Below are 15,198 nucleotides of genomic sequence, written 5' to 3'. Positions count from 1 at the left end.
GTGGTGGTGGACGAACGAGGGTGGGCGGGCCCGGGCCTTCCGGCCGGACCCGCCCACCATTCTGCCTGCCGCCCCTCAGCCCAGGGTCGGCAGCTTGATCAGCACCAGCAGCGCGACCAGCTGCACCGCGGCGGCGGCCGCCGCCTTGCCCCACGGCAGGTCGTGCACCCGCCGGACCATGGTGGTCAGCAGATACGCGCAGAGCATCCAGGTGGCCCAGCCGACGGCCTGGACCACCGCGCTGCCGGAGGGCAGCACCAGGTCGAGCAGCAGTCGGGGCGCGTCGGTCAGCCAGCCGATCAGCGCGGCCAGGCCGACCGTCGACTTCCACGGGCCGTCGCCGCCGAGCTGGCGGGCCAGCGCGTAGGTGACCGCACCGAAGATCCCGCCGACCAGGGTGAAGCCGACGGCGGCGGCGAGCAGGCCGGTCAGCGCCACGGAGAAGGTCGAGTTGACGATGTCGTCGTGGGTCAGCCCGATGCCGAGCACCGCGAGCGCGCCGTACAGCATCGAGACGGTGAGGGCGGGCAGCCAGACCTGGTGGTCGCGGGTGCGGTCGAAGATCGCGGTCGGGCTGCGGAAGATGCCGGTGACCAGCTCGCGCCACTGCGGCCGGGGGCCGGAGACGTGCGGCGCGGACTGGCCGCCGGCCCGGTAGACGGCGACGTTGTCCTGGCCGTACGGGGGCTGCGGCTCCTGGCCGTACGGCGCCTGCTGGTCGTGGCCGTACGGCGGCCGCTGCCCGTAGCCGTCGTCGTGGCCCGGCCCCTGGCCGTACCAGCCCTGGTCCTGGCCCTGGTAGGGCTCCTGGCCGTACGGCGGCTGCTGCCCGTACGGGTCGCCGACCGGGAAGGCGCGGGTGCTGCCCGGCCGGTCCGCCGCGTACGGGTCGTAGCCGTCGCCGGCCGTGCTCCCGGGGCCGCCGGGACCACCGGGGCCGCCGGCCGCCGTCGGGTGCGGGGCCGTGAAGTACTCCGGCCCGTCCGGCGGCCCGTACCCCCCGGGCGTCGGCGGCGGCGGGGGCGACCATCCGCCGTGCGGGCGGTCGGCGCCCTGACCGCTGTCGTATCGATTACCAGCCACGCTCCGAAGGTACCCGTCCGGCCCAACGCGCGTCGGCCCCGGACGGAGCCGGGGCCGGTTTGCAGCGAGCCTGAGACGAACGGGTCCGAAAAGCCCCCGGGATGTCGCTACCGCTGGGCGGTGACCGACGGCCCGTGCACCGCGGCGGCCGCGCTGGTGCCGGCCGGGCAGCCGCCCGGGCCGGCCGTGGTGCGCACGGCGCCGACCGGCAGCAGGGTGCCGCAGGCGATCCGGATGCCGCTGGGCAGCTCATTGTCGGACTCCACGATCGCGCCGTCGCCGATCACCGCGCCGTCCAGCGCCGAGCGGTCGCCGACGGTGGCGAAGGCGCCCACGATCGAGTCCTTGACCAAGGTGTCCGGGCCGATCACGGCGCCGGGCAGGATCACGCTGCCCTCGACGATCGCACCGGCCTCGATCACCGCGTCCTCGGAGACCACGGTGCCGCCGCTGAGCACCGCGCCGGGGTGGACGGTGGCACCGGGCAGCAGCAGGGCGTCTCCGGTCGGGCCGGGGACGGCCGGGGAGTCGACCTTGCCGAGCACCAGGTCGGCCGAGCCGCGGACGAACGCCGCCGGGGTGCCGAGGTCCAGCCAGTACGAGGTGTCGACGACGCCGCGCAGCAGGGCGCCGTCGGCCAGCAGCTCGGGGAAGGTCTCGCGCTCGACGGACACCTCCCGGCCGGCCGGGATGCGGTCGATGACGGACCGGGTGAAGACGTAGCAGCCGGCGTTGATCTGGTCGGTGACGATCTGCTCCGGCGTCTCCGGCTTCTCCAGGAACTCCAGCACCCGCCCGTTCCCGTCGGTCGGGACGAGGCCGAAGGCCCGCGGGTCCTCGACCCGGGTGAGGTGCAGGGTGACGTCGGCCCCCGCGGCCACGTGGCCGTCGCGCAGGGCGGCGATGTCGAGCCCGGAGAGGATGTCGCCGTTGAAGACCAGGACCGGCTCGTCCGGACCGCAGGTCAGCCCGGAGGCGGCATTGCGGATGGCCCCGCCGGTGCCCAGCGGCTCGCGCTCGGTCAGGTAGACCAGCTCGATGCCGTACGGGGTCCCGTCCTGGAAGTGGTCCTCGAACACCTCGGCCAGGTACGAGGTGGCCAGCACCACGCGGGTGACCCCGGCGGCGGCCGCGCGGGCGAGCTGGTGCGCGATGAACGGGACGCCCGCGACGGGCAGCATCGGCTTGGGGGTGTGGGTGGTCAGCGGACGCAGTCGCGTGCCCTTACCACCGACGAGCATGATCGCCTCGGTCATGGTCTGCGCTGTTCCCCTTGTGGTCTCTGCGGCCCGGCCCGGCGGGCCGGTACCTCCGTCGGTGTTCTGTCCCCGTCCGGAACGGGTCGACCGGCCGCGCGGCCGGTCCGGCGCCTACTGTATTTCCTTCCGACCGAATGCCCGTCCGGAGGCCGTGCGATCGACGTCACCCTCCGTCCGCCCGCCGTATCCCCGGCCGTCGGCCCGGGCGCCAAAAGCCCGACCCGGCGGGCGCGTTGACCGCGTCCACCGGGCCGGGCAGTTGTAGCAGAACTGTCGAACAGGGTCGCTACGCGTCCACCGTCGCAGGCGCCTCGGTCTCGGCCGGCGGGGTCGCCTTCACCGAGTCGAGCAGCAGCTGGGCCACGTCGACCACCTTCAGGTGCTCCTTGGCCGCGCCCTCGTTCTTCTTGCCGTTGACCGAGTCGGAGAGCATCACCAGGCAGAACGGGCAGGCGGTGGAGACGATGTCCGGGTTGAGCGACAGCGCCTCGTCCACGCGCTCGGTGTTGATCCGCTTGCCGATGCGCTCTTCCATCCACATCCGGGCGCCGCCGGCGCCGCAGCAGAAGCCGCGCTCCTTGTGGCGGTGCATCTCCTGCTGGCGCAGACCGGGGACCTTGTCCATGATCTCGCGCGGCGGGCTGTAGACCTTGTTGTGGCGGCCCAGGTAGCAGGGGTCGTGGTAGGTGATCAGGCCCTCGACCGGGTTGACCGGGACGAGCTTGCCCTCGTCGATCAGGTGCTGCAGCAGCTGGGTGTGGTGGATCACCTCGAAGTGTCCGCCGAGCTGCGGGTACTCGTTGGCGATGGTGTTGAAGCAGTGCGGGCAGGTGGCCACGATCCGCTTGGTCGGGGCGTCCTCCAGCGCGGCGTTCAGCGTCTCCACGTTCTGCGCGCCGAGCATCTGGAACAGGAACTCGTTGCCCAGGCGGCGCGGGGAGTCACCGGTGCAGGTCTCCTCCTTGCCGAGGATCGCGAACTTCACGCCCGCGGTGTGCAGCAGCTCGGCGAAGGCCTTGGTGGTCTTCTTCGCGCGGTCCTCCAGGGCACCGGCGCAGCCGACCCAGTAGAGGTACTCGACCTCGGCGGGGTCGATGTCCTCGCCGATCACCGGCACCTCGATGCCGGTCTCCTTCTTGAGCTCCTTGACCCAGTCCAGGCGGGCCTTGGTGGCCATGCCCCACGGGTTGCCCTTGTTCTCCAGGTTCTTGAGCATCGTCCCGGCCTCGGTCGGGAAGTTGCTCTCGATCATCACCTGGTAGCGGCGCATGTCGACGATGTGGTCGATGTGCTCGATGTCCACCGGGCACTGCTCGACGCAGGCGCCGCAGGTGGTGCAGGACCACAGCACGTCCGGGTCGATGACGCCGTTCTCCTCGGCGGTGCCGATCAGCGGGCGCTCGGCCTCGGCCAGCGCCGCCGCCGGGACGTCCTTGAGCTGCTCGGAGGTGGCCTGCTCGGTGCCCTCCATGTCCTTGCCGCCGCCGGCCAGCAGGTACGGCGCCTTGCCGAAAGCGTGGTCCCGCAGGCTCATGATCAGCAGCTTCGGGGAGAGCGGCTTGCCGGTGTTCCAGGCCGGGCACTGCGACTGGCAGCGGCCGCACTCGGTGCAGGTGGAGAAGTCGAGGATGCCCTTCCAGGAGAAGTGCTCGACCTGGGAGACGCCGAAGACGGCGTCGTCGGCCGGGTCCTCGAAGTCGATCGGCTCGCCGCCGGAGGTCATCGGCTGCAGCGCGCCCAGCGCGACCGCGCCGTCGGCGTTGCGCTTGAACCAGATGTTCGGGAAGCCCAGGAAGCGGTGCCAGGCCACACCCATGTCGGTGTTCAGCGAGACCGTGATCATCCAGATGAAGGAGACGGAGATCTTGATCGTCGCGACCAGCCAGAGCAGGTTGTGCAGGGTGCCGACGCTCAGGCCCGAGAACAGCTTCACCAGCGGGTACGAGACCACGTACGCGGCCGAGTAGTGGTCGGCCCCCAGCTGCGCGCCCTCCAGGCCGCGCAGGGTCAGGATCGCCGCGCCGATGATCAGGATGACGGCTTCGATGAAGTATGCGAAGCCCATGTTGGAGCCCGCGAAGCGGGACTTGCGGCCCGCCTTGTTCGGCAGGCTCAGCTGGCGGATCACGATCAGCACCGCGATGCCGAGGAAGGTGACGAAGCCGAGGATTTCCTGGAACACCAGGTACGGCGTCCAGTCACCGACGACCGGGACCTCGAAGTCGGGGTCGAAGAGCTGGCCGAACGCGCCGACCAGGGTGAGGATCAGCGCGTAGAAGCCGACCGCGACAGCCCAGTGGGCGATGCCGACGACGCCCCACTTGTTCATCCGGGTGTGCCCGAGGAACTCACGGATCAGGGTCACCGTGCGGGCCACCGGGTCGTTGATCCGCGCGCCCTTCGGTACGGGCTGGCCGAGCCGGACGAACCGGTAGATCTGCGCGATGGCACGAGCGAACAGCGCCACGCCGACCACGGTCGTGCCCAGTGAGATGACGATCGCTGCTAGCTGCATCCGGCTTCTCCGTACTCCAGGGCGGTGAAGGTATACGTCGGTCGATTGTACTCGCGGGTAACTTAACCACCCACCGGCCGGACCTTACCGTCCGTTAGCGCCGATTCAGAAGGTGCTCAAGGTATGGCGGCAGTCACGTAAGGCCATACTCATCCATTCCAAGCAAAACGGAAGAGGGGAATCGCCGCCGCAGCAAAGTTGAGCCAGGACAGCTCAAGGCTGTTGACTCGTTCGTGGGCCTCATGCATGCTTGAGCCCGTAAAGCTCAACTCTTCCGTGGAGGTATCTACGATGGCACGCGCGGTCGGCATCGACCTCGGCACGACGAACTCGGTCGTCAGCGTTCTCGAGGGTGGCGAGCCCACCGTCATCACGAACGCCGAGGGCGCCCGGACCACGCCGTCCGTCGTCGCCTTCGCAAAGAACGGCGAGGTCCTGGTCGGCGAGGTGGCCAAGCGCCAGGCGGTCACCAACGTCGACCGCACCATCCGCTCGGTCAAGCGCCACATGGGCACCGGGTGGAAGGTCAACCTGGACGGCAAGGACTTCAACCCGCAGCAGATCAGCGCCTTCATCCTGCAGAAGCTGAAGCGGGACGCCGAGGCGTACCTGGGCGAGACCGTCACCGACGCCGTCATCACCGTCCCGGCGTACTTCTCGGACTCCGAGCGCCAGGCCACCAAGGAGGCCGGTGAGATCGCGGGCCTGAACGTCCTGCGCATCGTCAACGAGCCGACCGCGGCCGCCCTCGCGTACGGCCTGGACAAGGACGACCAGACCATCCTGGTCTTCGACCTCGGCGGCGGCACCTTCGACGTCTCCCTGCTGGAGATCGGCGACGGGGTCGTCGAGGTGAAGGCCACCAACGGTGACAACCACCTCGGTGGTGACGACTGGGACCAGAAGGTCGTCGACCACCTGGTCAAGACCTTCCAGAGCGGCCACGGCGTCGACCTGTCCAAGGACAAGATGGCCCTGCAGCGTCTGCGCGAGGCCGCAGAGAAGGCCAAGATCGAGCTGTCCTCGTCCTCCGAGACCTCGATCAACCTGCCCTACATCACGGCCTCCGCCGAGGGCCCGCTGCACCTGGACGAGAAGCTCACCCGCGCCCAGTTCCAGCAGCTGACCGCCGACCTGCTGGAGCGCTGCAAGATCCCGTTCCACAACGTGATCAAGGACGCCGGCATCTCGCTCTCCGAGATCGACCACGTCGTCCTGGTCGGTGGCTCGACCCGCATGCCGGCCGTCGCCGAGCTGGTCCGCGAGCTGACCGGCGGCAAGGACGCCAACAAGGGCGTCAACCCGGACGAGGTCGTCGCCATCGGCGCCTCGCTCCAGGCCGGTGTCCTCAAGGGTGAGGTCAAGGACGTCCTGCTGCTGGACGTCACCCCGCTGTCCCTCGGCATCGAGACCAAGGGCGGCATCATGACCAAGCTGATCGAGCGCAACACCACGATCCCGACCAAGCGCTCCGAGATCTTCACCACGGCCGAGGACAACCAGCCGTCCGTGCAGATCCAGGTCTACCAGGGCGAGCGCGAGATCGCCGCGTACAACAAGAAGCTCGGCATGTTCGAGCTGACCGGCCTGCCGCCGGCGCCGCGCGGCCTGCCGCAGATCGAGGTCACCTTCGACATCGACGCCAACGGCATCATGCACGTCGCCGCCAAGGACCTCGGCACCGGCAAGGAGCAGAAGATGACCGTCACCGGCGGCTCCTCGCTGCCGAAGGACGAGGTCGACCGCATGCGCCGCGAGGCCGAGCAGTACGCCGAGGACGACCACAAGCGCCGCGAGGCCGTCGAGACCCGCAACTCCGCCGAGCAGCTCGTCTACTCGACCGAGAAGTTCATCGCCGACAACGCCGACAAGCTGCCGGCCGATGTCAAGACCGAGGTCGAGACCGCCATCGGCGAACTCAAGGAGGCCCTGAAGGGCGAGGACATCGCGAAGATCCGCGAGGCCTCGGAGAAGGTCTCCACCACCGCCCAGAAGCTCGGCCAGGCGCTGTACGCCAACGCCGACGCCGCCGGTGCCGCCGCGGCCGGCGAGTCCGCCCAGGCCAAGGAAGACGACGTCGTCGACGCCGAGATCGTGGACGACGAGAAGCCCAAGGGCGGTGCGTCGGCATGACGGACAAGCCGCAGGGCGGCAAGCCCGGCGACGACTCCGCCGCCGAGGAGGCCGTGATCAAGGCTGCCGAGGAAGCCGCGGCGGCCGGTGCCGGCGAGGGCTCCGAGGAGCTCGCCACGGCCAAGCGCGAGCTGGCCGAGCGCACTGCGGACCTGCAGCGCCTGCAGGCCGAGTACCAGAACTACCGCAAGCGGGTCGAGCGCGACCGGCTGACCGTCCGCGAGATCGCGGTCTCCAACATCCTGGAGTCCCTGATCCCGGTCCTGGACGACATCGGCCGTGCCCGCGAGCACGGCGAGGTGACGGGCGGCTTCAAGTCCGTCGCCGAGTCCCTGGAGACGGTCGTCGCCAAGCTGGGCCTGCAGCAGTTCGGCAAGGAGGGCGAGCCCTTCGACCCGACCCAGCACGAGGCGCTGATGCACAGCTACTCCTCGGACGTCACCGAGGACACCTGCGTGCAGATCCTCCAGCCCGGCTACCGCATCGGCGAGCGGATCATCCGCCCGGCGATGGTCGCCGTGGCGGAGCCCCAGCCGGGAACCCAGACGGCGTCCGCCCCGGACGCCGACGCGAAGTCCGCCGACGCGGACAAGTCCGACGGTGGCTCGGACAGCTGACAACCTGTGACAGCTGACAACCAGTGCGCTGCGGAGTCGTACGCCGGCCAGTACGGCGGCCGGCTCCGCAGCGCGCTGTCAGCAGTGGGCTCTGCGGGCCCCGCTGTTGACAGCGCAGTGACGATGGACATCGGGAGGTGGCGGAGGCCATGAGCGGCAAGGACTTTGTCGAGAAGGACTACTACAAGGTCCTCGGCGTGCCCAAGGACGCCACCGCCACCGAGATCAAGAAGACCTACCGCAAGCTGGCGCGCGAGTTCCACCCGGACGCGAACAAGGGCGACGCCAAGGCCGAGGAGCGCTTCAAGGACATCTCCGAGGCGTACGACGTCCTCTCCGACGAGAAGCGCCGCAAGGAGTACGACGAGGCCCGCACCCTCTTCGCCAACGGCGGCTTCCGCACCGGCGGCCCCGGCACCGGCAGCTACAGCTTCGACTTCGGCGACCTCTTCAGCGGCAACCAGGGCGGCGGCGGTGGCGGCCTCGGCGACGTCTTCGGCGGCCTGTTCAACCGCACCGGCACCCGGCAGGCCCAGCCACGGCGCGGCGCCGACGTCGAGACCGAGGTGACGCTCTCCTTCGAGGAGGCGGTCGACGGCGCGACCGTCCCGCTGCGGATGACCAGCCAGGCCCCCTGCCGCGTCTGCAACGGCACCGGCGCCAAGTCCGGCACCACCCCGCGGGTCTGCCCGACCTGCGTCGGCGCCGGCACCGTCAGCCGCGGCCAGGGCGCCTTCGCGCTCTCCGAGCCGTGCAAGGACTGCCGCGGCCGGGGCATGATCGTCGACGACCCCTGCACCGACTGCCACGGCAGCGGCCGGGCCAGCTCCGCCCGCACCATGCAGGTCCGCATCCCGGCCGGCGTCCAGGCCGACCAGCGGATCCGGCTCAAGGGCAAGGGCGCCCAGGGCGAGCGCGGCGGCCAGCCCGGCGACCTCTACGTCACCGTGCACGTCGACCCGCACCCGGTCTTCGGGCGCAAGGGCGACAACCTGACCGTCACCGTCCCGGTCACCTTCCCCGAGGCGGCCCTCGGCGCCACCATCGAGGTGCCCACCCTCGGCGGCCCCGCCGTCAAGCTCAAGCTGCCCCCGGGCAGCGCCAACGGTCTGACCATGCGCGCCCGCGGCAAGGGCGCCACCCGCAAGGACGGCACCCGCGGCGACCTCCTCGTCACCGTCGAGGTCGTGGTGCCTCAGCACGTCACCGGCGACGCGCTGAACGCCCTGGAGCAGTACCGCGAGGCCACCGTCTCCGACGACCCGCGAGCCGCCCTCTTCCGGGCGGCGAAGGGAGCGTGACGACCAGATGTCCCCGAACCCGATGACCCCCGACAGCCCGATCGGCCCCGGCATCGGCGAAGGCCTGCCGGGCGACGGCCCCCGCCGCACGACCCGTCGCACCGCCTCGGCCCCGCCGCAGTACGTGCTCACCGAGGAAACCCCGGTGTACGTCATCTCGGTCGCCGCCGAGCTGTCCGGTCTGCACCCGCAGACCCTGCGCCAGTACGACCGCCTCGGCCTGGTCTGCCCCGACCGCACCGCCGGCCGCGGCCGCCGCTACTCCGCCCGCGACATCCAGCAGCTGCGGGAGGTCCAGCGGCTCTCCCAGGACGAGGGCATCAACCTGGCCGGCATCAAGCGGATCATCGAGCTGGAGAACCAGGTCACCGCCCTCCAGGCCCGCATCACCGAGCTGGTCGACTCCCTCGAAGGCGCCGCCACCGCCCTCCAGCAGCGCGAGGCCGCCGTCCACGCCTCCTACCGCCGCGACCTCGTCCCATACCAGCCCCCGACCCCCCAGTCCAGCGCCCTCGTCGTCTGGCGCCCCAAGCGCTGACCCGGGGCACTGCTCACCTCGCCAGCCGTCGGCTCCCTCCTGTTCGGGGGGTGCCGGCGGCTGGCGTGTAGTGAGAGAGTGCTGGTTTCGGAGCAACCACCCGGCACCTCGACGGTCCTCATTTGAACTAAGCATCGGATCGCGGTCTCCGATTAAGATCCCTGAGGCCGCGGACTTCAGTCGCGTTGACTAGTTGTCCGGTCGACGACAAGGAGCCGAAAGTGAGTGATCGAGAGCACCTGGTGAACAACCACGGTCGATCGCCAATCCTGTCTCCCGGCGCCCGCACGCTGTACCTCAAAGCGCTGGCAGGAGACGGCCGGCTCGTCACGAGCACCTGCACCCAGGAGGAGGGCGAGGCGCTCCAGGAGTTGCTGGGACTCGGGCTTCTGATATCGGACAATGAAGAACCCGGTTCATTGTTCGCCACCGACCCTGAAAAACTTGCCGTCAGCCTGAGTTCGACCTGGCAACGCCAGGCCCTCGACCTCTTGGCCCGTGCGGTTTCAATTCCAACGGAATTGACCGATCTGGCCGAGGCATTCCACACGCCCGATCAGACCGGCGGACCCATCGAGTACGTCCAGGGCAGGGCTCTGATTAATCAGCGGCTGCAGCAGGCCGCCGCGAGTGACATTACCGAGGCGCTCGCCATGCAGCCCGGCGGGCCGCGGCCCGCCGAAATGCTGACTTCATTCCTGAAGCGGGATCTCGACATCATCCGCACCGGCGCGTCTATGCGGACGATCTACAACGCAAGCACCCGCTATCACCAACCCACCAGGGACTACGTAGCCACGCTCGCCAAGGAAGGGTGGCAGTTTCGAACCCTGGACGAGCCGTACAACCGGCTGCTGATCTTCGACCGGCGACTCGCGGTGATTCCGGTCGCCGGAAATAATCTGGCCGCCTTCATCCACGACACGGCGGTTATCAGCTATCTCGCTCAAGAAGTTTTCGAGCGAAACTGGAGCAGAGCTCTGGATTTCGAGGGCGACCGCACCGTTCCACAGCAGGTCGTCTCGCAGCTCCGCCAGACAATCGTCGACCTGCTGCTGTCGGGAACGAATCACCGCGTCATCGCGCGGCGGCTTGGAATAAGCGAGCGCACCCTGGCCAGGCATATCGCGGAGATGCGCGAGGAGTACAACGTCGACTCGCTCTTCCAGCTCGGCTACGTCCTCGGACACGCGTCAGGGACAGACCGCGGAGGGCGCTGACACCACGGCCCGGGACACGTCGGCGACCAGGAGACAATGGTGACCGGGGGTGGGTGAATGACGCCCATCGGCATCGTCGGCATTACGGGCATCGACGGGGCCAGGACGACCGGCAAGACGATGCGCCCATGGCGGCCAACCCGCTCGGCACACACGGAAGGCCCGACGCTCCATCCACCCGCCGGTCGGGTATTCCGGCCGCCGACCGCGCCTTACCAGTGAAGGTCGTCAGCCACGGCCTGAGCCCCGACAACAACGGTTGCACGGTCATGCGCGGTCCCAGTCGGCCCATAACCCCCAGCCGCAGCGGCAACGGCCACGAGAGAAACGCCCACCACTGCGGACAGCACAGCCTTACGGACAAGTCGGCTCATACGGGACATGGACCTACCCTCTTCCTCTGAAGTCCGCAAGCTGGACCTATAGCACGAGCGTTCACATGATGCCGTATACCTCGTTCCAGTGTCACCTGTCGCCCAACAGCTGGAGCGTCATCTCTCTGCCAGGCATCCAGATGCCACGGCGGAACGCTGGACGAAGCCATCGCCACTGATAGACGATCAGTTCGCTCCCGATGGTCCCATGCAGCCGGAAGACTTGCCGCTGTACCGTCAAATTTCGGTCCTGCTTAACCGTCGGATTCCTTGAAGCAGCAACCAAACACGCCTACCGGCACCGCCTCCTCCACCCGGTCGGCCTTCCCCCGGAGTCGACATGACCGAGCCCTACCTGCGTCACCACGACAGCCAGGCCCCTGAGGGCCGGCGTGCGCGCGTGTTTCTGGCCGCACCGCTGATGCGACTGACCGGCCCGGCGGACAGTGTGGTGACCCTCGCCAGCCGGACGCGGCTGACGACGCTCCGCACCACCCTGCTCCGCAGCGGTGCCGCCGTGTACAGCGCGCACCACAGCGACGCCTGGACCGTCGCCGGCCGCGCCCCCGAGCCCCGGGTGCCGTCCGACTTCCGCGCACTGCAGTCCGCGGACCTGGTCTTCGCCTACGTCGGTGCCCCGCTCTCGGCCGGAGTGAGCCTGGAGCTGGGCTGGGCGTCGGCCCTGCGGAAGCCGATCGTCCTGCTCGTCGACGAGGCCATCACCCACAACCCGCTGATCGCCACCATCGAGCAGGTCGCCCCCGTCCTGCCGCTGGTCTTCGACGACACCTGGTCCCAGGAGGCCCTCAACCACACGGTGGAGACCGCCCTGGACTGGGCCGGCATGGCGCTCTCCCTCCGCGAGGGCTTCTGGACCGCGCCCGGCGAGCAGTTCAACGTCCCCCGACAGCAGTCCTCCGTCCCCGGCTACTGGCCGACCGGCGCCGCCACCGGCTGAGCAGAGCGCACCCCCCGGACTCCCCCTCCGGGCTCTTGCTGCCGATCGCTCGCCGCGCGGTCCGGACGGTCTCCGTCCGGACCGCGCGGCGAGCAGCGGCCCGGGCAGGTCGAGTACCGGCTCAGGCATCACGGGTTCCCCTCATCTGCCAGCCGAGCTGGAAGAGCGTCTCGGCGTCGTACCGCTCGCGCAGCCGGGCGATGTGACCGGCCACCGTGCGCTCGCTCAGGCCCAGCCGGGTGGCGATCGCTCGCTGTGCGAGACCTTGCGTGAGCATGCGACCGATCTGGACCTGAACCGCCGTCTCCGCGCTGCCGCCGGCGAGGGCCGCCCGATCAGGCGGGCGCCTTTCTCCCTGGGTTCGGCGCCGATCCGTTCACCGACGGCCCTGGGGTTCACGGCGGTGTAGACGCCGTCGGCGATGTGCAGGAAAAGCAGCCCGAGGTCGGCGAGCTGTTTGACCGTAGGCTCGTCCTCGGGGCGAATGTCGCTGACGCGGATGCGGCCGCCCTCGCGGAGGATCGCGCGGTAGAGCTCGCGGGCGGCTTCGTCGGGGAGGGTCAGGCTGTGGTCGGTCATGGCTGTTCTCCCGCTTCTGCCGGCCGGGTCGGACGCGTGGCGGGGGGAGCGGCGGGGTCAGTCATGGCGCTGCCCCCGGAGGTGCCAGCCGAGGTGGAAGAGGGTCTGGGCGCCGTAGCGGTCGCGGAGCCGGGAGATGTGGGCGGCGACGGTGCGTTCGCTGACGCCCAGTCGGGTGGCGACGGCGCGTTGGGTGAGGCCGCGGGCGAGAAGCCGGCCGATGCGGACGGTGGTGGGGTGCGGGGAGTCGAGGTGGCGGTCGGCGGGGGTGGCGCGGGCCCAGTCGCGTTCGAAGTGGGCGACCAGGTAGGCGACGGTGGTGGGGTCGGTGAGGAACGCGGCGCGGCTGCGGTCCTCTGCGGCGGGGATGACGGCCACTGAGCGGTCGAAGACCAGCACCCGTTCGTAGGGTTCGGCGAGCACCCGGACCCGGGCACCCTGTCGGGTGCGCAGGGCGATCTGGCGGAGCACGGCGCGGTCGGTGAGGGTGACGGGCTGGTAGAGGGTGCGCATCGAGCAGCCGCGGCGGAGCAGGGAGAGGTCCTGGGCGAGCGCCATCTGGAGACCGTCGAGGGGCCGCGGGCCGGGCTGGGCGGCGAGGATCTCCTCCTTGCACTCGGAGACGAGCTCGGAGATGCGTTGGCGGATGTCGATGGTGGTGTCGAACTCGACGGTCTCCGGCCCGAAGCCGCCCGGGCCGCCCGGGCCGAACGGGCCGTCCGGTCGGCGGACCGCCTCGTAGGCGTGGGTGAGCGGTCCGAGGATGTTCGGGAGGCGCTCGGCGTGGAGGAGCAGGCGGGTGGCGCGGGTGCGGAGTTCGACGCCGAGGCGGTCGCCGAGGGCGCGCGGGTTGGTGGCGGTGTAGCCGGTGGCGGTGGGGGTGAGGAGGCCGCGGGCGACGAGGGCGGCGACGGTGGGGCGGTCTGCGGCGGCGAGCTCCTCCGGCCGCAGGCGCCCGCCGCCGCGGACGGCGGCCAGGTAGAGGGCGCGCTCGGCCGGTCCGGGCTCGTCAGTCATCGCGGGAGCCTCTCATCAGCCACCCGAGCTGGAAGAGCGTCTGGGCGCCGTAGCGGTCGCGGAGCCGGGAGATGTGGGCGGCGACGGTGCGTTCGCTGAGGCCCAGTCGGGTGGCGACGGCGCGTTGGGTGAGGCCGCGGGCGAGGAGCCGGCCGACCCGGTCGGGGATGGTGCGGGTCGGGCCCTGGCCGAGGCAGGCGGCGGCCTCGGTGGTGTCGGCGCGGGCCCAGTCGCGTTCGAAGGCGCCGATCAGGAAGGTGAGGGCGGCCGGGTCGCTGATGAAGGCGGCGGTGCTGTTGTCGTCGTTGGCGGCGATGACGGCGACGCTGCGGTCGAAGACGATCAGCCGCTGGAAGGACTCGTCGAGGACCCGGATCTGCGAGCCGTGCCGGGTGACCTCCTCGGCGTAGGCGAGCGCGGGCGGGTCGGCGAGTGCGACCGGCTGGTAGATGGTGCGCAGCGAGCAGCCGCGCTGGAGGAGTTGGACGTCCTGGGCGAGGGCGACCTGCAGGGTGTCGGCGGGCCGGTGGCCGGGCTGGGCGGTGAGCACCTCGGAGCGGCAGTCGGAGACCAGCTGGGAGATCCGCTGGCGGATGTGGACGTGGCCCTCGACGTAGACCGCGCCGCCGGAGCGGCCTGAGGGGCGGGGCATCGCGTCGTAGGCGCGGGTGAGGGTGTCCAGGGCGCCCGGGAGGTTCTCCGCGCGGACCAGCAGGCGGGTCGCCTCGCTGCGCAGTTCGGCGCCGACGCGGTCGCTGACCGAGCGGGGGCTGACGGCGGTGTAGCAGCGGTCCATCCGGTTGGCCATCACCAGGCCGACGTCGAGGAGCTGCCGGAGCGCGTTGCGGTCGATGTCGCCGGTGTCGGCGCAGGGGATGCGACCGCCCTCGGCGATGATCGCCAGGTACAGCTGTCGGGCCGCCTCGTCGGGCTCCTCGCCCACGGGTACCGCGTGGTGCGGCGTGACCGCCGGTTCCGCCGTCACGTCGCACTCTCCCTGCCGGACGCGTCTCCCCTGGTGTTGCCCCCGCCCGTACGCGCGAGCCGTGGGGTGTGCGGTACCGGTTGCCGGGCGTGCTCACGGTACCGGTCGGACGGCGGGCCCCCGGGCCCGGGTGCCGTCGCACACCGGGTGCCCGGGGGCCGCCATCAGCACGCCAATGCCAAGGCGCTTCCGTCGAGGCGGAGCAGCAACGCCTCGACGGATCCGGATCCGGAGTCCATCACCACACATGGACCCCGGCCGGCGCTCTTCCCCCCCGTTCCACAGGTGCGGGACGTGCACCCGTGGTCAGTACTGAAGAGCAAGTCGCCACCATCGGGCTGCGGTTGCCCGGACGACTTGGCGTGCCTCTAGCCTCACAGCGTGACGCTCCGCGGACAAGTGCCGTCGGAGTTCAGGTTCACGCAATTGCAGTTACCTGCATCCCGGCACGGGTCCGGCCCCCCGGGCGGCGGGCGGGATTCCGGTAAAGACCGAGGCCAGCGGGGGGGTGCGGGCGGCAGGCGCCGGCGCAGGCCGTTGGCTGTCCACGGTCATCCCGCAGGTGCGCGTTCCTGCAACGGCGGCGCGCTCCTGAGCTGGAGGACTTCTGAGCCGGGGG

The 15,198-nt window shown here is 70.4% G+C and carries 12 protein-coding genes and 1 pseudogene; 6 read left to right on the top strand and 7 right to left on the bottom strand.

The annotated features are described in order from the left end of the window. Nucleotides 1–75: 75 nt before the first annotated feature. The 3 genes and pseudogenes from ACH4E7_RS04130 to ACH4E7_RS04120 form a co-directional block, all read right to left on the bottom strand. Complete coding sequence (locus ACH4E7_RS04130; protein ID WP_396247429.1) at nucleotides 76–1,083, bottom strand: Yip1 family protein; 1,008 nt, start codon at nucleotides 1,081–1,083, stop codon at nucleotides 76–78. A gap of 191 nt (nucleotides 1,084–1,274) precedes the next feature. After that, nucleotides 1,275–2,339, bottom strand: a pseudogene (locus tag ACH4E7_RS04125) (sugar phosphate nucleotidyltransferase); the annotation flags it as partial. A 289-nt stretch (nucleotides 2,340–2,628) separates the two neighbouring features. After that, nucleotides 2,629–4,857 (bottom strand): (Fe-S)-binding protein, encoded by a 2,229-nt coding sequence (locus tag ACH4E7_RS04120; RefSeq protein WP_396247428.1) that lies wholly within the window; start codon nucleotides 4,855–4,857, stop codon nucleotides 2,629–2,631. A 291-nt stretch (nucleotides 4,858–5,148) separates the two neighbouring features. Here ACH4E7_RS04120 and dnaK point away from each other — a divergent pair, with 291 nt between their 5' ends. The 6 genes from dnaK (at nucleotide 5,149) to ACH4E7_RS04090 (ending at nucleotide 11,998) form a co-directional block, all read left to right on the top strand. Next, nucleotides 5,149–6,990 (top strand): molecular chaperone DnaK, encoded by a 1,842-nt coding sequence (gene dnaK / locus ACH4E7_RS04115; protein WP_396247427.1) that lies wholly within the window; start codon nucleotides 5,149–5,151, stop codon nucleotides 6,988–6,990. Further along, nucleotides 6,987–7,607 (top strand): nucleotide exchange factor GrpE, encoded by a 621-nt coding sequence (grpE, locus tag ACH4E7_RS04110; RefSeq protein ID WP_396247426.1) that lies wholly within the window; start codon nucleotides 6,987–6,989, stop codon nucleotides 7,605–7,607. Before dnaK ends, grpE begins: the two co-directional genes overlap by 4 nt. Nucleotides 7,608–7,756: 149 nt before the next feature. Beyond that, nucleotides 7,757–8,908, top strand: coding sequence for a molecular chaperone DnaJ (dnaJ, locus tag ACH4E7_RS04105; protein ID WP_396247425.1), 1,152 nt, complete (start codon nucleotides 7,757–7,759; stop codon nucleotides 8,906–8,908). 7 nt (nucleotides 8,909–8,915) lie between these two features. Then, nucleotides 8,916–9,446 (top strand): heat shock protein transcriptional repressor HspR, encoded by a 531-nt coding sequence (locus ACH4E7_RS04100; protein WP_396247424.1) that lies wholly within the window; start codon nucleotides 8,916–8,918, stop codon nucleotides 9,444–9,446. Between the two features lie 221 nt (nucleotides 9,447–9,667). Next, the gene (locus ACH4E7_RS04095) at nucleotides 9,668–10,666 is read left to right on the top strand and encodes a hypothetical protein (RefSeq protein ID WP_396247423.1); all 999 of its coding nucleotides are present in this window, start codon (nucleotides 9,668–9,670) and stop codon (nucleotides 10,664–10,666) included. 714 nt (nucleotides 10,667–11,380) lie between these two features. After that, entirely contained in the window at nucleotides 11,381–11,998 is a 618-nt protein-coding gene (locus ACH4E7_RS04090; RefSeq protein ID WP_355668839.1) for a hypothetical protein, read from the top strand. Nucleotides 11,999–12,119: 121 nt separating this feature from the next. Here ACH4E7_RS04090 and ACH4E7_RS04085 read toward each other — a convergent pair whose 3' ends face one another. Genes ACH4E7_RS04085 through ACH4E7_RS04070 form a run of 4 tightly spaced genes read right to left on the bottom strand, consistent with a single transcriptional unit; the run spans nucleotide 12,120 to nucleotide 14,579 of the window. Next, a complete protein-coding gene (locus tag ACH4E7_RS04085; RefSeq protein WP_396247422.1) occupies nucleotides 12,120–12,275 on the bottom strand; it encodes a LuxR C-terminal-related transcriptional regulator in 156 nt (51 codons plus the stop codon). Then, the gene (locus tag ACH4E7_RS04080; RefSeq protein WP_396247421.1) at nucleotides 12,224–12,577 is read right to left on the bottom strand and encodes a hypothetical protein; all 354 of its coding nucleotides are present in this window, start codon (nucleotides 12,575–12,577) and stop codon (nucleotides 12,224–12,226) included. The genes ACH4E7_RS04085 and ACH4E7_RS04080 overlap by 52 nt, the downstream gene beginning before the upstream one ends. 57 nt (nucleotides 12,578–12,634) lie before the next feature. After that, a complete protein-coding gene (locus ACH4E7_RS04075; RefSeq protein ID WP_396247420.1) occupies nucleotides 12,635–13,594 on the bottom strand; it encodes a LuxR C-terminal-related transcriptional regulator in 960 nt (319 codons plus the stop codon). Continuing rightward, nucleotides 13,587–14,579 (bottom strand): LuxR C-terminal-related transcriptional regulator, encoded by a 993-nt coding sequence (locus ACH4E7_RS04070; protein ID WP_396247419.1) that lies wholly within the window; start codon nucleotides 14,577–14,579, stop codon nucleotides 13,587–13,589. Before ACH4E7_RS04070 ends, ACH4E7_RS04075 begins: the two co-directional genes overlap by 8 nt. Between the last annotated feature and the right edge of the window lie 619 nt (nucleotides 14,580–15,198).

Source organism: Kitasatospora sp. NPDC018058 (genome assembly GCF_044327205.1).
Taxonomy (GTDB): Bacteria; Actinomycetota; Actinomycetes; order Streptomycetales; family Streptomycetaceae; genus Kitasatospora.
The sequence above is the reverse complement of the archived record's forward strand: the minus strand, read 5'-3'. Positions and strand labels throughout refer to the sequence as shown.